Raw genomic sequence first — 21,190 nt, 5'->3', positions numbered from 1 at the left:
TCGGCGCCGGGTCGACGGCGTGGTCGGCGTCCCGGTGGCGGCGTGCCGGATGCTCAGTATGCTGAGCATCTACTCGAGCCCAGGGGAGGTCGCGTGCGCAGTGCCCGCACCCGAGCGGACGCGGGCGGCGGTCTGGTGGCCGACGCCCCGGCGTCGCACGCGCGCGCCCGCGCGCACACGGCCTCGGACCCGGCGCCCGACCTCGCCGCCCGCGTCGAGGACGGCCTCGCCGCCGTCCGGCTGCTGCTGGTCGACGACGTCGCCGCCCGTCGCTCCCGGGCGCGGGAGCTCGCCGTCGAGCACGCGGCGCTGTGGCGCGCGGTCGGTGACCAGCTCGGCGGCGGCCGGCTCATGCGCCCGCGGCTGACCGTCGCCGCCTACCTCGGGCTGGGCGGGACGGACCTGGCCGCCGTCGCCCCCGTGGCCGCGGCGCAGGAGATGCTGCACACCGCGATGCTGGTGCACGACGACGTGCTGGACCACGACGACACCCGCCGCGGCCGGCCGAACGTCACCGGGACCGCGCGCCGCCGGCTCGCCGCCCGCGGGGTCCACGGGCCCGCGGCGGAGGACCCGGTGCTGGCCGCCGGCCTGCTCGGCGGCGACGTCGCGATCGCCGCAGCCTTCGACCTCGCCGCCTCGGCGCCGGTGCCCCCGCAGGTCGCGCTGCGGGTGGTCCGGTCGCTGGCCCGCGCGGTCGACACCACCGTGGCGGGCGAGCTGCTCGACGTCACCGGTGGCCTGCACGGCCCGACGGCGGTCGACGCCCTGCGGGTCGCGGAGCTCAAGACGGCCGTGTACTCGTGCTGCGGGCCGCTCGGCGCGGGCGCGGTGCTCGCCGGCGCGGACGACGCCGTGCTCGGCGTGCTCGACCGGTTCGGGACCGCGTTCGGCGTCGCGTTCCAGCTCCTCGACGACGAGCTCGGCGTGTTCGGCGACCCGCAGGTCACCGGCAAGTCCGTGCTGTCCGACCTCCGGGAGGGCAAGCGCACCGAGCTGCTGCGGCTCGCGTACCTGCGGGCCGACGAGGGGCACCGCGCGGTGCTGGACGCCTCGGTCGGCCGCCCCGACCTGACGGAGGCCGACGCCGCCCGCGTGCGCGAGGTCATCGCCGCCTCCGGCGCGCTCGACGAGGCGCGCCTGGTGCGGGCGGACGCCGTGCGCACCGCTCGTTCCGCCGCGGTGGGTGGCCTGCCCGAGCCGCTGGCCCGCTACCTCACCGACCTGCTCGACGCGACCGCCGGGGTGGCCGGGTGACCGCGACCCGGCTCCCCGTGCGGACCGCGTCGGCCGCGCTGTACGACCGCACCGCCGCCCGGGCCAGCCGCGCCGTGCTGGCGGGGTACTCGACGTCGTTCGGGCTGGGCACCCGGCTGCTCGGCCCGCGCGCCCGGCGGGACATCGAGGCCGTGTACGCCCTGGTCCGGATCGCCGACGAGGTGGTGGACACCCGCGGCGGCGACGACGCGGGGGCGCTGCTCGACGAGCTCGAGGCGCAGACCGCCCGCGCGATGGCGTCGGGGTACTCGACCAACCTCGTCGTGCACGCGTTCGCCCGCACCGCCCGCCGTACCGGGATCGGCGCGGCCGAGGTCGACCCGTTCTTCGCGTCCATGCGCGCCGACCTCACCGTCCGGGTGCACGACCGCGAGTCCTACCTGCGGTACGTCTACGGCTCGGCCGAGGTGGTCGGCCTCATGTGCCTGCAGGTGTTCCTCAACGCGGACCGCGCGCCCGGCGAGCCGGTGCGCCGCCCCGACGCGCCGACGGTCGACGGCGCGCGGGCGCTCGGCGCCGCGTTCCAGAAGATCAACTTCCTGCGCGACCTCGGCGCCGACTCCGGCGAGCTCGGCCGGCTGTACTTCCCCGGGGTCGGGCCCGAGGGGCCGACCGACGCCCAGCTCGCGGCCATCCTGGACGAGATCGGCGCCGACCTGGCGCGGGCGCGCGCGGCGCTCCCGCGGCTGCCCCGGCGGGCGCGCGCGGCCGTGTCGGCGACGCTGGCGCTGTACGACACGCTGCTGGCCGACCTGGCCGCGACGCCCCCCGAGCGGGTGCTGGCGACGCGGGTGCGGGTGAGCACGCCGCGGAAGCTGGCGGTGCTGGCCCGGACGCTGGCGGGCGAGGCGGCGGACGCGGCGCGGTCGCGCGGCGGGCGCGGGAGCGGGCGCGGTGGCGCGACCGTGCAGGACGACGGACGAGACGACGGAGGTGCGGCGTGACGGGTCGGGTGGTCGTGGTCGGCGGCGGGATCGGCGGCCTCGCGACCGCCGCCCTGCTCGCCCGGGGCGGCGCGGACGTCACGCTGCTGGAGCGGCACGACCGGGTGGGCGGCCGCACCGGCACCTGGGAGCAGGACGGGTTCCGGTTCGACACCGGGCCGTCCTGGTACTTCATGCCGGAGGTGTTCGACCACTTCTTCGCGCTGCTCGGCGAGCGGGTCGAGGACCACGTCGACCTCGTGCGGCTCGACCCGGCCTACCGGCTGTTCCCCGAGCCCGACGCGGCGGCCGGTCCGGGAGCGGCGTCCGAGCCGTTCGACGTCGTCGGCGACCCCGAGGCGAACTGGGCGACCTTCGACGCCATGGAGCCCGGCGCGGGCGAGGCGTTCCGCCGGTACACCGCGGAGTCGACCGACGCGTACCGCACGGCGCTGGACCACTTCCTCTACACGACCTTCGAGCGGCCGGACCGCGCGATCACCGCCGACGTCGCGCGGCGCTCCGGGACGCTGGCGTCGCTGCTGACCCGGTCGCTGGCCGACAAGGTCGCCGCGACCACGGACCACCCGGTGCTGCGCCAGGTGCTCGGCTACCACGCGGTGTTCCTCGGCTCGTCGCCGTACCGCGTGCCCGCGCTGTACTCGCTGATGAGCCACCTCGACCTCGTCGACGGCGTCCGGTACCCGCGCGGCGGGATGTACACGCTCATCGAGGCGATCGAGCGGCTGGCGGTCAAGGAGGGCGTCACGATCCGGACCGGCGCCGACGTCGTCGCGGTCGAGGTCGACGGCGCGGCGCGCTCGGCCCGGCACCCGCGGCGCACCGGCGTGGCCCGCGGGGTGCGCCTGGCGTCCGGCGAGGTCGTCCCCGCGGACGTCGTGGTGTCCGGCGCCGACCTGTTCCACACCGAGACCACGCTGCTGGCGCCCGAGCACCGCACGCTGCCGGAGGCCTGGTGGCAGGACCGGGGCCCTGGCATCTCGGCGCTGCTGGTCATGGCGGGCGTCCGCGGCGAGCTGCCCGAGCTGGCGCACCACTCGCTGTTCTTCACGCGCGACTGGCCGGGCAACTTCGACGCGATCCTCGGCCCCGGGCGGTCGTCGCGGCCGGAGGACCTCCGGGTCCCGGACTCCGCCTCGCTGTACGTCTCGCGCACCACGGCCACGGACCCGTCCGCCGCGCCGGAGGGCCACGAGAACCTGTTCGTGCTGGTGCCGTTCCCGGCGGACGCGTCGATCGGCGCCGGGCCGGCCGGGGCGGCCGAGCTCGACTCGTACGCCGACCGGTACCTCGACCAGGTCGCGCGCTGGGCCGGCGTGCCGGACCTGCGTGCCCGGGTCGTCACCCGCAAGGTCGTCGGCCCGGCGGACTTCGCGCGCGACTTCTCCGCGTGGCGCGGGACCGCGCTCGGGATGGAGCACACGCTCCGGCAGAGCGCGATGTTCCGGCCCGGCGACCGGTCGCCGCGGGTGCCGAACCTGCTGCACGTCGGTGGCGGCACCGTGCCCGGCGTCGGGCTGCCGATGTGCCTGATCAGCGCCGAGCTCGTCGCCAAGCGCCTGCTGGGCGAGACCTCGCCGAGCCCGCTGCCGGCGCCGCTGCGCAGCGGCTACCTCGACGCCGCCCGCCGGCGCGGGGCGTGGACCGAGGCCGTCCCGGCGGGGGCGCGGTGATCCGGTTCGCCTACCTCGGCGCGCTGCTGCTCGCGCTGGGGGGCCTCGCGCTGATCGACCGCCGGTGGCGCCTCGCGTTCTGGGACGCCCCGCGCCGCGCCGCGCTGTGCGTCGGGATCGGCGTCGTCGGCTTCCTGCTCTGGGACGTCGCGGGCCTGGTGCTCGGGATCTTCGCGCGCGGCGAGAGCCCGCACATGACCGGCCTGCTGCTGGCACCCGACCTCCCGGTCGAGGAGGCGGTGTTCCTCACGCTGCTCTGCTACAACGCGCTCCTGGCCTGGCGCGGGATCGACCGGGCGCTGGCGTGGCGGCGGACGCGGACCGCCGGCCCGGCCGGTGCCGCGGGGGAGGCGGCCCGGTGACCAACATCGTGCTGAACGTGCTCGTGCTCGCGGCGGTCGTCGCGGTCTCCTGGCGGGTGCTGCGCGGGATGCGCCTCGGGCCCGTCGCCGGCGCCGCGCTCGTGCTGTGCGTGCTCACCATGGTGTTCGACACCCTGATGATCGCCGCCGACCTGTACGTCTTCGACTCCGAGAAGATCCTCGGCGTCTACCTCTGGGGGGCTCCGCTGGAGGACTTCTTCTACGCCGTCGTCGCCGCGCTGGCGATGCCGGTGCTGTGGACCGTGCTGGGGCGCCGGTCCGCGGCGCGCGCGTCGGCGGCGCCCGGCGCCCGGACCCGGGAGGGCGACGCGTGAGGCAGGTGCTCGCCGCCTCGCGGCCGTTCTCGTGGATCAACACCGCCTACCCGTTCGCCGCCGGCTACCTGCTCGCGACCGAGGGGCGGGTCGACCTCACGTTCGTGATCGGGACGCTGTTCTTCCTCATCCCGTACAACCTGCTCATGTACGGCGTGAACGACGTGTTCGACTACGCCTCCGACCTGCAGAACCCGCGCAAGGGCGGCATCGAGGGGGCGCTCGCCGACCCGGCCGTGGCACGGGTCGTGCACCGGCGGATCCTGTGGGCGAGCGCGCTGTCGGTGCTGCCCTTCCTGGTCTACCTGCTCGCGGTCGGGTCCCTCGCGGCCGGGCTGACGCTGCTGCTGGTGGTGTTCCTCGTCGTCGCGTACTCGGCGCCGGTGCTGCGGTTCAAGGAGCGCCCGGTCCTGGACTCGGCGACGTCCGCGATGCACTTCGTCGGTCCGCTGCTCTACGCGCTGGTGCTCGTCGGGGCCGACCTCGGGTCGTGGTCGGTGTGGCCGGTGCTCGTGGCGTTCGTGCTGTGGGGGATGGCGTCGCACGCGTTCGGCGCCGTGCAGGACGTGCGGGCCGACCGGGAGGGCGGGATCGGGTCCGTGGCGACGGTGCTCGGCGCGCACCCGACCGTCGTGCTCGCGACGGGTGCGTACGTGCTGGCCGCGGCCGTGCTGCTGGTGCTGCCGTGGCCGGGGTGGCTCGCCGCGGTGCTGCCGCTCGTCTACGCCGCGAGCACCGCGCGCTTCTGGTCCGTGCGGGACGAGGACTGCGAGCGGGCCAACGCCGGCTGGCGGACGTTCCTGTGGCTCAACCTCGTCGTCGGCTTCCTGGTGACGATGCTGCTGATCGCGATCGCGCTCACCACCTGAGCCCGCGGGTCAGTCCCCGGACCCGAGCGGGGCGTGCAGCTCCGGGAGCGGCGCGTCCGCCTCGAACGCGGGCGCGTGCAGCAGCGTCACGGTGGCCCAGCCGCGCAGCAGCAGGCCGGCGTCGGTCTCCGACTCCTGGGACGCGGCGAGCTCGGAGTACGTGAGCATGAGGTTCCCGTGCTCGACCTCGTGCACCCGCGCCTGCACCGCGCCGAACGCGGCGAGCGGCGCCCGGCGCAGCCCGCGCACCTCGGCGAGCGGGCGGTCGGGGACGTTGAGGTTCACCACCCGGTCGCGCTGCTGCGGCTGGTCCAGCATCCAGCGGAGCACGTGCGTGGTGTACGCCTCGGCGGTGGCCCAGTGCTGCGGCCGGGCGTCGCCGAGCGACACCGCGAGCCCGCGGATGCCGTGCGTGGCCGCCGACAGCGCGGCGCCGACCGTGCCGGAGTGCAGCACGGCGTGCCCGGTGTTGGCGCCGCGGTTGACGCCGGACAGCAGCAGGTCCGGCTTCGGGCCGAACCCGCCGTGCGCCGCGACGAACGCGATCAGCGCCGGGGCCGCCCGGACGGCGAACGAGTCGACGCCGTCGGGCAGGCCGGGGGCGTCCTTGCGGTCGACCACCAGCCGGCCGTCGTGCTCGGCGCCGAGCAGCGACGCGCTCGCACCGGACGAGTCCCGCGCGGGCGCCGCGACCACCACCTCGTCCGCGCCGGCGGCGAGCGCAGCGCGGGCCAGGACGGCCAGCCCCTCGGACTCGATCCCGTCGTCGTTCGTCACCAGGACGCGCATGGTCGCTCCTCCTCGTCCCCGGCCGCACCGGGGGTCGTCGGTCGTCCGTCCTCCGGCCGGCGGTCAGCCGACCTCCCGTACCACGATCTGCTCGGCGAACCGCTCGATCTGCTCGCGGTGGCCGGTGCCCAGCCCGCGCCGCGTGACGTTCAGGGCGCCCGCCGCGGCGCCGAGCCGCGCCGCCTCGGTCAGCCGGAGGCCGCGCCCGACACCGACCGCCATGCCGGCGGTCATGGAGTCGCCCGCCCCGCGGTGGTCGACCGTCGTCACCGACGGCGCCACGACCTCCGAGACGCCGGACGCGGTCACCAGCAGCGCCGGGTCGGCGGCGCGGGACACCACCATCGCCCCGACCTGGCCGGGCGCCCCGGCGTCCACGTCGATGGGGTCGTCGGGGAACTCGTCCCCGTGGCCCTCGGGCAGCCCCGGTTCGGGGCGCAGCAGCCGCCGGGCACCCTCGCGCAGCGAGTCCACCGAGCCGTCCGCCGCGAGCCCGGCCTCGAGCAGCTCCTCGTGCGACATCTTCAGCACGTCGACCCCGGCCCTCGCGGCCTCGACGGCGGCCTTGCCCGACAGGTCGGCGACCGTCTTCACGCCCGCGGCCCGCAGGTCGCCGATCAGGCGGCCGAAGAACGACGCCGGCAGCAGCGGCGACGGGTACGCGCCCGTGATCACGCAGACGTCCGCGTCCAGGGCCTCGACGAGGATCGTGCCGTACAGGTCGTCGATCTCGTGCCGGTCCAGCCGCGCCGGCGGCATGAACGCGAGCTCGGTGCGCTCCCCGCCCCGCCGGTCGTGCAGGTAGGCGCCGTTGCCGCCCGCGTAGGACACCCGCCGCACCCGCAGGTTCTCGGTCTCCGCGAGGTGCCCGAGCACGGTGCCGGTCTCGCCGCCGAACGGTCCGCACACCACGACCTCGGCGCCGAGCGAGTACGCCATCCGCGCCACCCACAGGCCCTGGCCGCCGGAGTGCACGTGCAGCTCCGGGGTCTCGTCGTCGGAGCCGGTCTCCAGCGTGACCGTGAGGATCGGCGTCGGGGCGAGCACGCACACGCGGGGGTTGCGGCTGGTCGGCACGGGCGTCCTCCTGGGCTCGGGGTCGTCCCGACCCATGCTGACGTGCGGCGACGCGCGGTGCGACCGGAGCGGACGCGGCTCGGGCGGTGCCGCGCGGTGTGCAGGTCGTGCGCAGGGTCGGCGGAGCGCCCGGCCCCGGGTGGTGACCGCGCGACGGGGCGTGTTCGATGGCTCGCGTGATCCGTGCAGCAACACCGTCCTCCGTGCCCGCCGCGACGACCGAGGAGGCCGTCGACACCGCCCGCGACGTCCTCGTCCCCGTGCTCTGGGTGGCCGGCGCCGTGGTCGTGGCCCTCCTGGTCGCGGTGCTCATCGGCGCCCTCGTCCGCACCGTCGCGAAGCGGTCCGCGCTCGCCGCCGACCTGGCCCGCCGGTCCAAGCGCCCGCTGCGGGCGGTGCTCATCGTCATCGCGGTCTGGGTGGCGCTGGCGATCTCCGTGTCCGACGCCGACTGGGAGACCTCGTGGATGCGGGCGATCGGGCACGTGCTGCTCATCGCGCTGATCGCCGCGGCGACGTGGCTCGTCGGCACGCTGGCGTTCGTCGTCGAGGACCTCGCGCTGCAGCGCTACCGGGTGGACGTGAAGGACAACCGGCACGCCCGCCGGGTGCGCACGCAGGTCCAGCTGCTCCGCCGCATCACGGTCGCGGTGCTGGTCGTCGTCGGCGTCGCCGCGGTGCTGCTGACCTTCCCGGGCGTCTCGGCGTTCGGCGCGAGCCTGCTGGCGTCGGCCGGTCTGCTGTCCGTCGTCGCCGGTCTCGCGGCGCAGAGCTCGCTGGCCAACGTGTTCGCCGGCCTGCAGATCGCGTTCACGGACGGCATCCGGGTCGACGACGTCGTCATCGTCGAGCAGCAGTGGGGCCGGATCGAGGAGATCACCCTCACCTACGTGGTCGTGCACATCTGGGACGACCGCCGGCTCATCCTGCCGTCGACCTACTTCACGCAGACGCCCTTCGAGAACTGGACCCGGCGTGCGGCGGAGCTGCTGGGCACCGTCGAGATCGACGTCGACTGGCAGGTGCCGGTGGACGAGCTGCGCGCCGAGCTCAACCGGCTGCTCGCCGACACCGACCTGTGGGACCACCGGGTCGGCATCCTCCAGGTCACGGACGCGGTCGGCGGGGTCGTCCGGCTGCGCGCGCTGGCGAGCGCCGTGGACGCCCCGACCCTGTTCGACCTGCGCTGCTACCTGCGCGAGGGCCTGGTGTCCTACCTCCAGCGGAACGCTCCCCAGGGGCTGCCCCGGACCCGCATCGAGACGACGAAGGGCGCGCCGCTGCCGGTCGTCGAGCCGGCGCCCGCGCAGTCCCGGCGGCCGCGCACCGGCGCGCACGCGGTCGTCGAGCCGGCGACCGAGACCGGGCAGCTCGACGCCCGCCTGTTCACCGGGAGCGTCGAGGCCATGCAGCGCGCGGGGTCGTTCGCGGGCCCGGGCGAGGACGTGATCGCCGAGCGCGAGGAGCACGCCGCGGAGGCCCGGCAGGAGGCCGAGGTCGCCGCCGGCCGGTCGTCCGGCGGGCGGAAGGTCGACGTCGTGCCGGCGCCCGGGACGGACGCGGTGCCGCTCGCCGTGGCCGCCGCGGGCGGCGGCACGCCCGACGCGGTGCCGGTCGCGCCGGGGTCGGGCCAGGCGCCGACCGGGCCGCCGGCGTCCGGGGAGCACCCGGGTGCGGCGGGGTCGGCCGAGGCGCCGACCGTGCCGCCCGCGTCCGGGGAGCACCCGGGTGCGGCGGGGGCGGCCGAGGCGCCGACCGTGCCGCCCGCGTCCGGGGAGCACCCGGCCGCGCCGGAGCTGGCCCAGGAGTCCGGGACGATGATTCTGCCTGCCTACGGCGCGGACCGGACGTCGACCGGCCAGACCGGCGAGACCCAGGTCCAGCCCACGGTCGCCGCGTCCCCGGCTGCGCCGGCGGACGCCCCGGTCACGTCCGAGGCCGCCTCGGCGGCCCCGTCCGACGACACCCCCGCGCCGCCGACGCGCCGCTCGGTCCGCAGCGCCCCGATCGACCCCCGCGACCGCCCCACCCGCTGACCCCGCACACCCGCCCCCCGCGCCCCCGCACCCCCGCGCCCCCGCCGAGGTGGCAACTCTCGGCTCCGCAGGACCACGTCCGCGCAGCCGAGAGTTGCCATCTCGGCGAGTGGGGCCGCGGGGGAGCGGAGGGTGCAGGGGGAGGAGGGTGCGGGATCGCGGCGCGGGTGTCCAGCGGGCTCCGCGCAGCGGACGCGCGCGGTCTTGCCCAGCGGACGTGCGGTTGCGTCCCGGCGACGACCCGCCGACGGTGGAAGGGTCCGATGGTCGCGGCGCCCCGGCGTCACGACCGCCACCGGCCACGAGAGGAGCACCCGTGCTCACCCTGACCGAGAACGCCAGCACCGCCGTCCGCGACCTCGCCACCCGCGCGGGCCTGCCCGACTCGGGCGGTCTGCGCATCGCCGAGTCCCAGCAGCAGCTCGGGTCGTTCGAGCTCGCGCTCGTCCCGGAGGCCGTGCCCGGCGACGACGTCATCGACTCCGACGGCGCCACCGTGTTCGTCTCCCCGGAGACGTCGACGGCGCTCGCGGACCTCACGCTCGACGCCGACCCGTCGGCGACCGGCGCCCCGGGTTTCACCCTGGCGCCCCAGGGCTGACCTCCTCCGGGCACGCAGCGAGGGCCCGCGCAGCCGCTTGGTGCGGATGTGCGGGCCCTCGTCGTGCCGGGCGCCCCGGGCGGTCTCCCACCGTCAGGGGCTGGTGCCCGGCAACGGTCCGGCGACGATCTCCCACCGTCGCCGGACCGGGTCACGGCCGGCCGTGCGTCAGGCGCGAGCGCCCTTGCGGCCGGTCAGCGCGCCGTAGATCAGGAGCACGATGATCGAACCGCCGATCGCGAGCAGCCAGGTCTGGATCGAGAAGAAGTCCTCGAGCGGGCGGTTGAACAGCACGCTGCCCAGCCAGCCGCCCAGCAGGGCCCCGATCACACCCAGGAGCAGCGTCACGAACCAGCCACCGGCCTGACGCCCCGGCAGGATCGCCTTCGCGATAGCCCCCGCGATCAGACCCAGCAGCAGGAAAGCGAAGAATCCCATCTGGCACCTCCAACAACTCGTTCGGACGGAGAGAACCGTGACACGGGCGGTCGCGGTCCGCATCCGGAACGCGTGCGGGCCCGCTGGTGAGCGCTCCGCGCCGCGCCCGGCGCGCGGGCGTCAGGACATCTGGCTCACGACGAGGGCCCCGAGCGCGAAGCCGATGATCGTGGCGACGATCGCGACGATCAGCGCGATCTTGCCGAGGCGCTCCTTGCGGACGACGGCCACGATGCCGGTGACGATGCCGGCGAGACCGAACACGATCGGCAGGAACAGGATCGCGATCGCCGACAGGACGAACGTGATGATGGACAGCACCGGGGTGCCGGTGCTCGCGCCGACCGGGGCGGGAGCGCCGTAGCCGGCGGCGCCTGCGGGCGGTGCGGCGGGCGGCGTCGAGGCGGCGGGCTGGTGCGGGTCCTGACCGTACGGGTGCGTCATGGCGTGGTCCCCTGTCTCGTTCTCGGCACGGGTGGTGCGCAGATCCGGCCGCCATCGGGGCGGCACGCCGAAAACTAGGGCGAAACGGACAGGAGCGCCCGTCGAGACCGCGCCCGTCACCCGGACGGGTGGCGGGCGTGGCGGCCGGGCTCAGGCGGCGGGGAGCAGGGCGAAGGCGTTGCCCTCGGGGTCCGTGAGGTTGACCCACCGGGCGGTGCCGCCGACGGCGCCGACCCGGCGCGCGCCGAGGCGGACGAGCCGCTCGGACTCGGTCTCGAGGTCGGACGTGACCAGGTCGAGGTGCAGCGCGTTGCGCACCACCCCGCCGGACGGCACGCGGTCGAAGACGAGGCGCGGTGCGCCGGTGTGGTCGAGGAGCTCGGCGTGCTCGGGGCTGGCGCCCGGGGCGACGTCCCGGCCGAGCGCGGCGCCCCAGAACCGGGCGACGGCCTGGGCGTCGTAGGCGTCGAACGTCACGCCGTGGAAGGTGCTGGCCATGGGGCCTCCTGGGATGGTCGTGGTGCGGGTTCGCGGGCCGGCGTCGACGGTGCCCAGCTCCCCGCGGGGCGGGGAGGTGACCGGGCGTCGGAGGCGGCGTACCCTGGAACGGAGGTGCCTCCGTTTCGCGTTCGACTCTAACCGGAGGATCCTCCGCATCGCAAGAGCTATCCCGAGGAGCAGTCCCGTGGCCACCCCGTCCGCCCCCGCCGAGCGCCCCGCCCCGCGTCCCCTGCGGGCCGACGCCGCGCGCAACCGCGCCCGGCTGCTGGAGTGCGCCGCGACCGCGCTGGCCGAGGACGGGGACGCGCCGCTGGAGTCGATCGCCCAGCAGGCCGGCGTGGGGATCGGCACGCTGTACCGGCACTTCCCGGAGCGCAGCGCGCTGGTCGAGGCGGCCTACCGCCAGGAGGTCAGCGCCCTGTGCGACGCCGCGCCGGCGTTGCTGGACGACGACCGCCCCGCGGTGGAGGCGCTGCGCGACTGGATGGGCCGGTTCGTCCGGTACGCCGCCACCAAGCGGGGGATGGGCGCGGCGCTGCGCACGGCGGTGGGCTCGGACTCGTCGCTGTTCGCCGACACCAAGGCCGGGATCATCGCGGCGATCGACGAGCTGCTCGCCGCCGGCCGGGCGGACGGCTCGGTCCGCCCCGACGTCGACGGCGAGCAGGTCATGCTCGCGATGGGCGGCGTGTGGAACGTGCCCGACTCCGACCGGTGGGCCGAGCGCGTGCGCGGCCTGCTCGACCTCGTCGTCGACGGGCTGCGGTACGGCGCGGGCGACGCCCGCCCCTGAGGTCGGCCCCGGGGCGGGCGCCGGCGTCGCGACGGCTCGAGGGCTCAGGCCCGGGACAGGTACGCGCCGATCCGGTCGAACGCGCCCTCCCAGGCGTGCTCGGCGAAGAAGTCCCGGATCTCGGGCGTCGGGAAGCCGCTCTGCACGACGCTCATCAGCGTGCCGCCGTCGACCGCCTCGAACGTGACGACCACGCGGGTCGCCATCGTCGCGCCGTCCGGGCTGCTGCCGACCGAGTCGGTGACCAGGCGGTGCGGGCGGTCGATCTCCAGGAACGTCTGGGTCTCGCGGAACAGCTCGTCGCGACTCGGGCCCCAGACCGCGGTCTGCTGCCCGCCGACCCGCAGGTCGACCTCGATCTCGACGATGCCCGGCTCCGTGTCCAGGATCGCGAACCAGGTGCGCTGCTTCTCGGCGTCGGTGTAGGCGTCGAAGACCTCGTCCGGGGTGGCGGGCAGGACGCGCTGGGCGCGGAGCTCGAGGTCGGTGGCGTCGGTGGTCATGGCGTGGGTCCTTCCGGTCGCGTCCGGCGGGCCGCCTCGTCGGCGCGCCCGCGCTGCAGGGTGAAGAAGGCCTCGAGCCCGTCCAGCCGGCGCTCCCAGAGCCGCTGGTAGAACCCGATCCAGGACATCGCGTCGTCCAGGCGCTCCGCCCCGAGGCGGCACTGCCGGGTGCGCCCGACCTTCTCGGTGACGACCAGGCCCGCGTCCTCCAGCACCCGCACGTGCTTCGTCATGCCGGTGAGGGTGATGCCGTACGGCTCGGCGAGCTGCCCGATGGTGGCCGGACCGTCGCCGAGGCGCACGAGGACGTCGCGCCGGGTCGCGTCGGACAGGGCGGCGAACACCTCGTCCAGGCGCTGTTGCTGAACCATGCGGTTCACCATAACGCTGAACCGACCGGTGCACAATCCCCTCGTCTGGGCCGGCTCAAGCCGCGCGGGCGCGCCGGTACGACGGGAGCCGCAGGCGCGCGGCCCAGCCCGGGACCCGCAGGGCGCCGGGGACGTGCCGCACCGGGTCGAACCGCAGGTCCGGGTCGTCCCCGTCCCCGGGTCGCGCGGGGCACACCAGCCGGCCCAGGCGGTGCCAGCGACCACCGGGTCGCGCGGACAGGAGCACCAGGTCGACGCCGCCGTCCCGCGGTACGCCGGGCGTCGGCACCGCGGCGACGACCAGCGCCCGCCCCTCGCCGTCGAGGAACGGCATCAGCGTCCCGTGCGGGCCGTCGAGCGGTCGCCGGCGCGGCACCAGGACGAACCGGTTCAGCCGGCCGAGCCCCGTCCCGGACAGCAGCAGGTCCTGGGTCCGCCCGTCCGCCTCCCACCGCACCGCCACGCCGAAGACGTCGGGGAGCGGGGCGGGCAGGCCGGCGGCCCGCGACACCCGGGCGACGGCGGGGACGACCAGCGGCGCCCCGAGCTCCAGGGCGCCCGGGGCGCCGTCGTCGTCGACGAGCAGCGTCCCGTGCCGGACGACGCCGCGCGGGTGCAGCGGCCGGGGGGAGGGTCGGAGGCGGTCGACGGCCCCGACGAGCGCGCGCAGGACCGCACCGGCGGCGTCGGCCGCCCGCGTGGTCCCGGTGGTGGTCGACACGGTCACGAGGGTCCTCCCGTGCGGGTGCGGTCCCGGTCCGCGCCCCGGCGCGACGCAGGCCGGGGCGTGCGGGTCGCGCCGATGCCGGACGCGGCGTCCAGCATGCGTCGGGGCCGGTCGGCCTGCACCCGAGGCGCTCCCGCCGTGCGGCCACGACCCGGCGGGGTGATGCTCGACCCCTGGACGCCCCGCCCCCGGCCGACGAGGAGACACCGTGCACGCCGACGAGAGCCCCCTGCTGACCGCGACCCGGCGCCTCGAGCGCGCCACCGCCCTGGACGACGCGGTCGACCGCGTGCAGCCCGTCGTCCTGAAGGCGCTCCGCACCAGCCCGCGGCTGGCCTCGCTGCTGCACGGCCGGCCGCTCGGTCACGCCGCGCACCCGCTGCTCACGGACGTGCCGATCGGCTTCTGGGCGAGCGCGACCGTGCTCGACGTGACGCCGGGCGGCGGGGACGGCCGCCGTCGCGCCGCCGACCGGCTGCTCGGGCTCGGCATCCTGGCCGCCGTGCCGGCCGCGGTCACCGGCCTCGCGGACTGGGCGGTGTCCGACCGGAAGACGCTCCGCGTCGGCACGGTGCACGGCTTCCTCAACAACGTCGCGCTCGGCCTCTACGGCACGTCCTGGCTGCTGCGGCGCCGCGGGCACCGCGGGCTCGGCGTCGCGGTGGCGCTCGGTGCCGGTGGCGTGCTCGGTGCCAGCGGCTACCTCGGCGGGCACATGGCGTCCCGGCTCGGCTCCCCGCCCACGTCGGCGTCGGGCCCGGCGGAGCCGGAGGGCCGCGAGGGCACGGCGGCAGACGCGACGGCGTGACGCAGCGGCGTACGGCCGCCGCGCTGCTGCTGCGCGGACCGGGCGGCGTCGTCCGGGTGCTCGGGGTCGTGAGCGTGGTCGTCGCGGCGGTCGTCGACGGCCCCGTGGGGGTGGCCCTGCTGCTGCTCGTGCTGGCGGGGCTCGTGGTGCCGCCGGCCGTGCGGGCGGACCCGCGGCTCGACGCGGCGTACGGGGTCGGGCTGCTCGCCGCCGGCTGGGCGGGGGCGCTCGACCTCTACCAGCGGATCTCCTGGCTCGACGTCGTCACGCACCTGGTCGTCACCGGGCTGATCGCCGCGGTCGCGCACCTGGTGGTCGCGCGCGCCACGGGCGCGGTCGTCGACCCGGTCCTGCCGGCGGCCCGGCGCACGCACGTGGGCTCGGTCGGCGTGACGACCGCGCTCGGGCTCGGGCTCAGCGTGCTGTGGGAGGTCGGCGAGTACCTCGGGAACACCTACATCGACGCCTCGATCCACGTGGGGTACCGGGACACGATCGGGGACATGGCCCTCGGCGGGATCGGATCGCTGGCCGCGGGGCTCGCGCTGGTCGGGGCGGGCGTCGTCGCCGGGCGGCGCGCCTGACCTGGCAGAGTACGGAGGCGAACGCCGTCCCCTCGACGAAGCAGGGAACCGATGATCCACCATCTGCGCGCCGGGGGCGTCAGCCTCCTGGTCGACGCCCGCGGCACCGCGGTGCCGGCCGTGCTGCACTGGGGTACCGACCTCGGGCACCTCGACGACGACGCCCTCGCGGCGCTGGCCGACGCCCTGGTGCCGCCCGTGCCGCCCAGCTCGGTCGACGACCCCCTGCGGCTCTCGCTGCTGCCGACCCTCTCCCAGGGCTGGTCGGGCCAGCAGGCGCTCGCCGTGCACCGGTCGGGCCGGCTCGACGTCGACCCCACCCTGCTCTCCGTCGAGCGCCTGACCGTCGACTGGGACGACGTGCTGCGGGTGGACGTCGGCGACGCGGAGGCCGGCCTCGAGGTGCGCACCGAGCTGCGGCTGTCGCCCGAGGGCGTGCTCGCGGTCCGGCACGAGCTGCGCAACGTCGACGGCACCCCGCTGGGCGTGGGCACCCTCGACGTCGTCCTGCCGGTCCCGGACCGGGCGCGCGAGGTCGCCGACCACACCGGGCTGTGGTCGCACGAGCGCCGGCCGCAGCGGCTCACCCCCGGGCACGGGGTGTGGCTGCGCGAGGCGCGGCACGGCCGGCCCGGCCACGACGACGCGTACCTGCTCGCCGCCGGGACGCCCGGGTTCGGCTTCCGGTCCGGCGAGGTGTGGACCGCGCACGTCGCCTGGAGCGGCGACCGCCGGCTGTGGGCCGAGCGCAACCCGCTCGGTCCGTCGGCCGTCGGCGGCGGCGAGCGGCTCGACCCGGGCGAGGTCGTGCTGGCGCCCGGCGAGGTGCTCGCCACGCCGTGGCTCGTCGCCACCTGGTCCGACGCCGGCATCGACGGCGCGAGCGACCGGCTGCACCGCCGGCACCGGCGCCGCCGCGGCCCGCTCCGGCCGCGGCCCCTCGTGCTCAACACCTGGGAGGCCGTGTACTTCGACCACGACCTGCCGACCCTCGCGCGCCTGGTCGACGCGGCCGCCGCGGCCGGGGTCGAGCGGTTCGTGCTCGACGACGGCTGGTTCCACGGCCGCCGGGACGACCGCACCTCGCTCGGCGACTGGACGGTCGACGCCACCGTCTGGCCCGAGGGCCTGCACCCGCTCGCCACGCTCGTCCGCGACGCCGGGATGGAGCTCGGGCTGTGGGTCGAGCCCGAGATGGTCAGCGCCGACTCCGACCTGGCGCGGGCGCACCCCGAGTGGGTGCTCGGCCGGCCGTCGACGCCCGAGTGGCGGCACCAGCGCGTGCTCGACCTCGCCCAGCCCGGCGCGTGGGCGCACGTGCACGACGCCCTGGCCGCGCTGCTGCGCGAGAACCCGATCGCGTACCTGAAGTGGGACCACAACCGCGACCTGCTCGGCGGCTCCGCGCACCGGCAGACCGAGGCGCTGTACCGGCTGCTCGACGCCCTCCGGGAGGAGTTCCCCGACGTCGAGATCGAGTCCTGCGCGTCGGGCGGCGGCCGGGTCGACCTCGGGATCCTGGACCGCGTCGACCGGTTCTGGCCGTCGGACACCAACGACCCGCTCGACCGCCAGGAGATCCACCGCTGGACGTCGGTGCTGGTCCCGCCGGAGCACCTGGGTGCGCACCTCGGCGACGCCCGCGCGCACACGACCGGGCGGTCGAGCGACCTGGGCTTCCGGTTCGCGACCGCGCTGTTCGGCCACGCCGGGATCGAGTGGGACCTGACCCGCGCGTCCGACGACGAGCGCGCCGCGGTCGCGACGTGGGCCGCCGCCTACCGGGACCTCCGCGGCCTGCTGCACGCCGGGACCGTCGTGCGGGCGGACGTCGCGGACCCGGCGCTCGCCGTGCACGGCGTCGTCGCGGAGGACCGGTCGGCCGCCGTCGTGGCGCTGGTGGCGCTGTCGGCGCCCGGGGTCTCCCGGCCCGCGCCGGCGCGCGTGCCCGGCCTGGACCCCGAGCGGTCCTACCGGGTCGAGGTCGTCGACCTGGGTGCCGGGCTGCCGCGGGTGCTCGACGCCGGGGCGCCGGCGTGGTGGGACGCGGTCGTCGGCGGCGGGTCCGTCGTGCTGCCCGGCCGGGCGCTCGCGGAGACCGGGCTGGCGTGGCCGCTGCTCACGCCGCAGCAGGCGGCGGTGCTGCGGCTGACGGCGGTGTGACGCCGGGCCGCGCGACAAGCGAGAACAGCGGGGCGCTTGTTCTCGCTTACGGCGATAAGCGAGAATAGCGCAGCCTCTCTTCTCGCTCAGGAGCCCGATGACCCAGGGTGCGCAGCACGCGCCGCCGGCCGCGTCGAACGACCCGGCCGGCGCCCGCGTGCCGCCGCACGGGTCCGAGGTCCTGCCGTGGACGTCGCGGTCCTCGCGGCGGACGGAGATCGACGAGTACCGGGCGTCGGTCCCCCCGCTGATCGCCGACGTCGACCTCCGGCCGTCGCGCACGCTCCTGGAGGCCGCGCGCCGGGCCCAGGTCGAGATCGGCGTCCTGGAGCGCGCCCACGCGGACCAGGTCGCGGCGCTGGAGCCGTTCCTCCTCCGCACGGAGGCCATCGCCTCCTCGCAGATCGAGGAGGAGCTCACGACGGTCGACCAGCTGGCGCGCGCCCAGTACGGCATCCGTGCACCGCGTACCGCCCGGACCGTGAAGGGGGCCATCGACGGGCTCGCGCTCCTCGTGGAACGCGCAGGCGGCGGGATCGTGCTGGACGACGTGCTGGCCGCGCACCGGCCGCTCATGGCGGACGACCCGCACGAGAAGTGGGACGCGGGCCGGCTCCGGACCGTGCAGAACTGGATCGGCGGTTCGAACCGCTCGCCGCGAGGCGCGGTGCACGTGCCGCCCGCACCCGCTCGTGTCCCGGAGCTGATGGACGACCTCATCCGGTTCGCCCGCCGGACCGACCTCGACCCGGTCGTGCAGGCGGCGGTCGTGCACGCGCAGTTCGAGTCGATCCACCCGTTCACCGACGGCAACGGGCGTCTCGGCCGCTCCCTCATCAACGCGGTGTGGCGGTTCCGCGGGGCGACACGGGAGATGGCCGTCCCGGTGGCCTCCGCCATCGTCGCCGACCGCGGGCACTACTTCGCGCTGGTGAACGGCTACCGCGACGGTGACGTCGAGGCGTTCGCCGCGTACCTCGCCGACGCGGCGTCGCGGGCGGTCGCGGCCGCCGAGGTGTCCGCGCAGCGGCTGCTGGCGCTCCCCGGCGAGTGGCAGGCTCGCGTGCGCCCGCGCGCCGGGTCGGCGGTCGCCACCCTGCTGCCGCTGCTCGTGAGCCGTCCGGTGGTGGACGCCTCCGACGTGATGCGCCTGACCGGGGTCTCGTCCGCACGGGCATACGCGGCCGTCGAGAGGCTGGTCGAGGAGGACGTGCTGCGTCCGATCACCGAGTCCCGCCGCGACATGACCTGGGCGGCCGGCGAGGTGCTGGACGAGGCCGACCTGATGGTGGACCGGCTCCGGGGCGGGTGAGCGGTCAGCGCGCTCCCGCGCCCGCCCGCGCCGGGGTGGTGGCGGGCGCTGCCGGCTCCGCCGGGACCTTGCGGAAGATGATCTTGAGGATCGGGAAGAACACCACGAACGAGATCAGCGCGTTGATGATCATGGTGACGACGTCGGCGCCCGCCTCGCCGGTGCTGCCCCAGCGGTCGATCATCCAGCGGTAGATCGGCGCCTTGTAGAAGCCCTGCAGCCACGCGGCGGCGAACGTGATCACGACGTACGCGAACGCGTACCAGGCAGCGGCCCGCCACACGTTCGTGTCCGACTTGAACGTCACGTTGCGCTGCAGGAAGAAGTTGATGATCTGCGCGATCGCCAGCGTGATCTGCACGGCCAGGAAGTAGGCGAGCCCGCCACCGCCCTCGGGCAGCGCCCCGGCGGCGTAGTCGAAGACGTAGAACGTGCTGCCGTCGGCGTTGGTGTTGACCCCGAGCACCTGGAACGCGGTGTCGACCAGCGGGGTCAGGCCGAACACCCACTTGAGCACCGGCATGAGCGCGAGCTGCAGGACCGTCATGGCCATGCTGATCCCGGTGAACAGGGCGAACTCCGCGACGGCGGGACGTGCCTCGGCGAAGCGCCGCCAGGCGCGGCGGGTGCGGCTGAGCATGGGGGTCCTCCTGGCGTGGGCGCGCCCGGTCCGTCCCGGGGCCGAGGACAGGTAAACCGACCGGCGGGCCCGGCGGCGGTCGTCCGGCACAACCTGTCCGCGGGGGTCCACAGGCTGTCGGGCGCGGCTAGCCTGCCCGTGTGACCGCCCCGTACCTCGACGCCCCCTGGCCGATCACCACCGAGCGCCTCCTGCTGCGCCCCGCGACGGCGGCCGACGCGTCGGCGGTCTGGGCCTACCGCCGGCTCCCCGAGGTCGCCCGCTGGATGACCGCGCTGCCCGACGACGAGCAGGCGTTCGCCGCGCGGTTCGTCGAGCCCGACCGCCTCGGCCCGACCCTCGTCGTCGAGCGTGACGGCGCCGTGGTCGGCGACCTGATGGTCCGCATCGAGGACGGCTGGGGTCAGACGGAGGTCGCCGAGCAGGCGAAGGGCACCCAGGCGGAGATCGGCTGGGCGTTCGACCCCGCCGCGCAGGGTCACGGCCTCGCGACCGAGGCGGTCCGCCGGCTGCTCGACGTCTGCTTCACCGACCTCGGCCTGCGGCGGCTGACCGCGCTGTGCTTCGCGGACAACGCGCCGTCCTGGCGGCTCATGGAGCGGGTCGGGATGCGGCGCGAGGGGGTGTACCGGGCGGACTCGCTGCACCGGGACGGGCGGTGGCTGGACTCGTACGCGTACGCGCTGCTGCGCGAGGAGTGGGCGGCGCGACGCTGAGCCGGGCGGGGGAGAGGGCTTGCGCCCGCCCCGGGCGGGTCGGGCACAGTGACCCCATGAGGTTCCTGACGTCCGGCAACGGCTGGTGGTGGCGCTCGCAGGGCGCCGCCTGACCTCATGTCCCCGGCCGCCCACCTCGGGCGGCCGCTCGCACGTTCCTCGCAGGGCTCCGACCGTCGTGGGCGCACCCCACCCCGAAGGAGTCCTCCTGTGCCCACGCGTGTGTTCACCGGCCTCAAGCCCACCGGCAGCCTGCAGCTCGGCAACTACCTCGGCGCGATCCGGCCGCTGCTCGACCTCGCCGCGGACCCCGGTGCGGACGTCGTCGTCTGCGTCGCCGACCTGCACGCCCTCACCGTGGAGCACGACCCCGCGCTGCTCCGTGCGCGCACCCGGGAGGTGGCCACGACGATGCTGGCCTGCGGCCTCGACCCGAGCGCCCGGCTGTTCGTGCAGTCGACCGTCCCGGCGCACACCGAGCTGGCGCACCTCCTCGAGTGCACCGCGACGTACGGCGAGATGACGCGGATGGTCCAGTTCAAGGAGAAGTCGGCGGGCGGCGACTCGATCCGGCTGTCGCTGCTCACCTACCCCGCCCTCATGGCGGCGGACATCCTCGCCCACGACACGGAGGTGGTGCCCGTCGGCGAGGACCAGCGGCAGCACCTGGAGCTGACCACGACCCTCGCCCGCCGGTTCAACGCCCGCTACGGCGAGACCTTCGTGATCCCGCGGGGGAGCACGCCCCCGACGACCGCACGGCTCAAGGACCTGCGGGACCCGCGGACCAAGATGGGCAAGACCGGGTCGGACGGCGCGGGGGTGCTGTTCCTGCTCGACGACCCCGACACCGTCGCGGCGAAGGTGCGCCGGGCGGTCACGGACGGAGAGCCGGCGCTGGCGTTCGACCCCGAGGGGCGGCCCGGCGTCGCGAACCTCGCCGCCCTGCTCGGCGCGCTCACGGGCCGGTCACCCGAGGAGGCGCTCGCGGGGCTGCGGGGGGCCGGGGCGCTCAAGTCCGCGGTGACCGAGGCGGTGGTGGCGGCCCTCGACCCGGTCCGGCGTCGGTACGCCGAGCTCGAGGCGGACCCGGCCGAGGTGGACCGGGTGCTGCGCGCGGGCAGGGACGCCGTGACGCCCCGGGCGGCGGCGACCACGGCGCGGGCGCGGGAAGCGATCGGGCTGCTGGGCGTGGCGTGACCGTGTCGCGCGAGTCCGCACGGACC

Annotated in this window: 24 protein-coding genes; 15 read left to right on the top strand and 9 right to left on the bottom strand. The window is 76.2% G+C overall.

Annotation, left to right across the window (positions count from 1 at the left end):
- The first annotated feature begins 93 nt into the window (after positions 1-93).
- The 6 genes from FKM96_RS06435 to FKM96_RS06410 are packed head-to-tail and all read left to right on the top strand — an operon-like array spanning position 94 to position 5,461.
- On the top strand, positions 94-1,257 hold the full coding sequence (locus FKM96_RS06435; RefSeq protein ID WP_147794536.1) for a polyprenyl synthetase family protein: 1,164 nt from the start codon (positions 94-96) through the stop codon (positions 1,255-1,257).
- The gene (locus tag FKM96_RS06430) at positions 1,254-2,222 is read left to right on the top strand and encodes a squalene/phytoene synthase family protein (protein ID WP_246855233.1); all 969 of its coding nucleotides are present in this window, start codon (positions 1,254-1,256) and stop codon (positions 2,220-2,222) included. The genes FKM96_RS06435 and FKM96_RS06430 overlap by 4 nt, the downstream gene beginning before the upstream one ends.
- Positions 2,219-3,895 carry a phytoene desaturase family protein gene (crtI, locus tag FKM96_RS06425; RefSeq protein ID WP_147794535.1) on the top strand — a complete coding sequence of 559 codons (1,677 nt, stop codon included), beginning with the start codon at positions 2,219-2,221 and terminating at the stop codon, positions 3,893-3,895. The genes FKM96_RS06430 and crtI overlap by 4 nt, the downstream gene beginning before the upstream one ends.
- Positions 3,892-4,257 carry a lycopene cyclase domain-containing protein gene (locus FKM96_RS06420; RefSeq protein WP_371300500.1) on the top strand — a complete coding sequence of 122 codons (366 nt, stop codon included), beginning with the start codon at positions 3,892-3,894 and terminating at the stop codon, positions 4,255-4,257. Before crtI ends, FKM96_RS06420 begins: the two co-directional genes overlap by 4 nt.
- Positions 4,254-4,592, top strand: coding sequence for a lycopene cyclase domain-containing protein (locus tag FKM96_RS06415; protein ID WP_147794534.1), 339 nt, complete (start codon positions 4,254-4,256; stop codon positions 4,590-4,592). The genes FKM96_RS06420 and FKM96_RS06415 overlap by 4 nt, the downstream gene beginning before the upstream one ends.
- The gene (locus FKM96_RS06410; RefSeq protein WP_147794533.1) at positions 4,589-5,461 is read left to right on the top strand and encodes a prenyltransferase; all 873 of its coding nucleotides are present in this window, start codon (positions 4,589-4,591) and stop codon (positions 5,459-5,461) included. Before FKM96_RS06415 ends, FKM96_RS06410 begins: the two co-directional genes overlap by 4 nt.
- Before the next feature lie 9 nt (positions 5,462-5,470).
- Here the strand turns inward: FKM96_RS06410 and surE are convergent, their stop codons facing one another.
- Both surE and FKM96_RS06400 read right to left on the bottom strand, forming a co-directional pair.
- Positions 5,471-6,250, bottom strand: a complete 780-nt coding sequence (gene surE, locus FKM96_RS06405) for a 5'/3'-nucleotidase SurE (protein ID WP_147794532.1) — start codon at positions 6,248-6,250, stop codon at positions 5,471-5,473.
- Positions 6,251-6,313: 63 nt separating this feature from the next.
- On the bottom strand, positions 6,314-7,327 hold the full coding sequence (locus FKM96_RS06400; RefSeq protein ID WP_246855232.1) for a 1-phosphofructokinase family hexose kinase: 1,014 nt from the start codon (positions 7,325-7,327) through the stop codon (positions 6,314-6,316).
- 203 nt (positions 7,328-7,530) lie between these two features.
- On the opposite strand from FKM96_RS06400, the gene FKM96_RS06395 reads away from it, so the two are divergent.
- The gene (locus tag FKM96_RS06395) at positions 7,531-9,363 is read left to right on the top strand and encodes a mechanosensitive ion channel domain-containing protein (protein ID WP_246855231.1); all 1,833 of its coding nucleotides are present in this window, start codon (positions 7,531-7,533) and stop codon (positions 9,361-9,363) included.
- A 316-nt stretch (positions 9,364-9,679) separates the two neighbouring features.
- A complete protein-coding gene (locus FKM96_RS06390; RefSeq protein WP_147794530.1) occupies positions 9,680-9,964 on the top strand; it encodes a hypothetical protein in 285 nt (94 codons plus the stop codon).
- Between the two features lie 168 nt (positions 9,965-10,132).
- On the opposite strand, the gene FKM96_RS06385 is transcribed toward FKM96_RS06390, so the two are convergent.
- The 3 genes from FKM96_RS06385 to FKM96_RS06375 all read right to left on the bottom strand — a co-directional run bounded on the left by FKM96_RS06385 (position 10,133) and on the right by FKM96_RS06375 (position 11,344).
- Complete coding sequence (locus FKM96_RS06385) at positions 10,133-10,402, bottom strand: GlsB/YeaQ/YmgE family stress response membrane protein (protein WP_147794529.1); 270 nt, start codon at positions 10,400-10,402, stop codon at positions 10,133-10,135.
- A 120-nt stretch (positions 10,403-10,522) separates the two neighbouring features.
- The gene (locus FKM96_RS06380) at positions 10,523-10,846 is read right to left on the bottom strand and encodes a hypothetical protein (protein WP_147794528.1); all 324 of its coding nucleotides are present in this window, start codon (positions 10,844-10,846) and stop codon (positions 10,523-10,525) included.
- A gap of 150 nt (positions 10,847-10,996) precedes the next feature.
- Positions 10,997-11,344 (bottom strand): VOC family protein, encoded by a 348-nt coding sequence (locus FKM96_RS06375; protein WP_147794527.1) that lies wholly within the window; start codon positions 11,342-11,344, stop codon positions 10,997-10,999.
- 187 nt (positions 11,345-11,531) lie between these two features.
- On the opposite strand from FKM96_RS06375, the gene FKM96_RS06370 reads away from it, so the two are divergent.
- The gene (locus FKM96_RS06370) at positions 11,532-12,140 is read left to right on the top strand and encodes a TetR/AcrR family transcriptional regulator (protein WP_210417380.1); all 609 of its coding nucleotides are present in this window, start codon (positions 11,532-11,534) and stop codon (positions 12,138-12,140) included.
- 44 nt (positions 12,141-12,184) lie between these two features.
- Here FKM96_RS06370 and FKM96_RS06365 read toward each other — a convergent pair whose 3' ends face one another.
- The 3 genes from FKM96_RS06365 to FKM96_RS06355 are packed head-to-tail and all read right to left on the bottom strand — an operon-like array spanning position 12,185 to position 13,735.
- Entirely contained in the window at positions 12,185-12,643 is a 459-nt protein-coding gene (locus FKM96_RS06365; protein ID WP_147794526.1) for an SRPBCC domain-containing protein, read from the bottom strand.
- Positions 12,640-13,014 carry a helix-turn-helix transcriptional regulator gene (locus FKM96_RS06360; protein ID WP_147794525.1) on the bottom strand — a complete coding sequence of 125 codons (375 nt, stop codon included), beginning with the start codon at positions 13,012-13,014 and terminating at the stop codon, positions 12,640-12,642. The genes FKM96_RS06365 and FKM96_RS06360 overlap by 4 nt, the downstream gene beginning before the upstream one ends.
- Before the next feature lie 55 nt (positions 13,015-13,069).
- Positions 13,070-13,735 (bottom strand): hypothetical protein, encoded by a 666-nt coding sequence (locus FKM96_RS06355; protein ID WP_147794524.1) that lies wholly within the window; start codon positions 13,733-13,735, stop codon positions 13,070-13,072.
- Between the two features lie 214 nt (positions 13,736-13,949).
- On the opposite strand from FKM96_RS06355, the gene FKM96_RS06350 reads away from it, so the two are divergent.
- The 4 genes from FKM96_RS06350 (at position 13,950) to FKM96_RS21895 (ending at position 18,608) form a co-directional block, all read left to right on the top strand.
- Positions 13,950-14,549: a DUF2231 domain-containing protein gene (locus FKM96_RS06350; protein WP_147794523.1), complete on the top strand. Its 600-nt coding sequence runs from the start codon at positions 13,950-13,952 to the stop codon at positions 14,547-14,549.
- Positions 14,546-15,133 carry a hypothetical protein gene (locus tag FKM96_RS06345; RefSeq protein ID WP_147794522.1) on the top strand — a complete coding sequence of 196 codons (588 nt, stop codon included), beginning with the start codon at positions 14,546-14,548 and terminating at the stop codon, positions 15,131-15,133. Before FKM96_RS06350 ends, FKM96_RS06345 begins: the two co-directional genes overlap by 4 nt.
- Before the next feature lie 51 nt (positions 15,134-15,184).
- Positions 15,185-17,296, top strand: a complete 2,112-nt coding sequence (locus FKM96_RS06340) for an alpha-galactosidase (protein ID WP_147794521.1) — start codon at positions 15,185-15,187, stop codon at positions 17,294-17,296.
- A gap of 97 nt (positions 17,297-17,393) precedes the next feature.
- Complete coding sequence (locus FKM96_RS21895) at positions 17,394-18,608, top strand: Fic family protein (RefSeq protein WP_147794520.1); 1,215 nt, start codon at positions 17,394-17,396, stop codon at positions 18,606-18,608.
- A gap of 4 nt (positions 18,609-18,612) precedes the next feature.
- Here FKM96_RS21895 and FKM96_RS06330 read toward each other — a convergent pair whose 3' ends face one another.
- Positions 18,613-19,248 carry a hypothetical protein gene (locus FKM96_RS06330; protein WP_147794519.1) on the bottom strand — a complete coding sequence of 212 codons (636 nt, stop codon included), beginning with the start codon at positions 19,246-19,248 and terminating at the stop codon, positions 18,613-18,615.
- Positions 19,249-19,388: 140 nt separating this feature from the next.
- Here FKM96_RS06330 and FKM96_RS06325 point away from each other — a divergent pair, with 140 nt between their 5' ends.
- Complete coding sequence (locus FKM96_RS06325; protein WP_210417378.1) at positions 19,389-19,964, top strand: GNAT family N-acetyltransferase; 576 nt, start codon at positions 19,389-19,391, stop codon at positions 19,962-19,964.
- Between the two features lie 210 nt (positions 19,965-20,174).
- Entirely contained in the window at positions 20,175-21,164 is a 990-nt protein-coding gene (trpS, locus tag FKM96_RS06320) for a tryptophan--tRNA ligase (protein ID WP_246855230.1), read from the top strand.
- Positions 21,165-21,190: the final 26 nt, after the last annotated feature.

The sequence above is a fragment of the Cellulomonas sp. Y8 genome (assembly GCF_008033115.1).
Taxonomy (GTDB): domain Bacteria; phylum Actinomycetota; class Actinomycetes; order Actinomycetales; family Cellulomonadaceae; genus Cellulomonas.
This window is presented reverse-complemented; position numbering and strand designations above follow the sequence as displayed.

Coding starts and splice junctions, on each gene's coding strand:
- FKM96_RS06375 (WP_147794527.1), bottom strand. CDS start 11,344: ATGGCCAGCACCTTCCACGGCGTGACGTTCGACGCCTACGACGCCCAG.
- FKM96_RS06385 (WP_147794529.1), bottom strand. CDS start 10,402: ATGGGATTCTTCGCTTTCCTGCTGCTGGGTCTGATCGCGGGGGCTATC.
- FKM96_RS06330 (WP_147794519.1), bottom strand. CDS start 19,248: ATGCTCAGCCGCACCCGCCGCGCCTGGCGGCGCTTCGCCGAGGCACGT.
- FKM96_RS06360 (WP_147794525.1), bottom strand. CDS start 13,014: ATGGTTCAGCAACAGCGCCTGGACGAGGTGTTCGCCGCCCTGTCCGAC.
- FKM96_RS06380 (WP_147794528.1), bottom strand. CDS start 10,846: ATGACGCACCCGTACGGTCAGGACCCGCACCAGCCCGCCGCCTCGACG.
- FKM96_RS06340 (WP_147794521.1), top strand. CDS start 15,185: ATGATCCACCATCTGCGCGCCGGGGGCGTCAGCCTCCTGGTCGACGCC.
- FKM96_RS21895 (WP_147794520.1), top strand. CDS start 17,394: ATGACCCAGGGTGCGCAGCACGCGCCGCCGGCCGCGTCGAACGACCCG.
- FKM96_RS06365 (WP_147794526.1), bottom strand. CDS start 12,643: ATGACCACCGACGCCACCGACCTCGAGCTCCGCGCCCAGCGCGTCCTG.
- surE (WP_147794532.1), bottom strand. CDS start 6,250: ATGCGCGTCCTGGTGACGAACGACGACGGGATCGAGTCCGAGGGGCTG.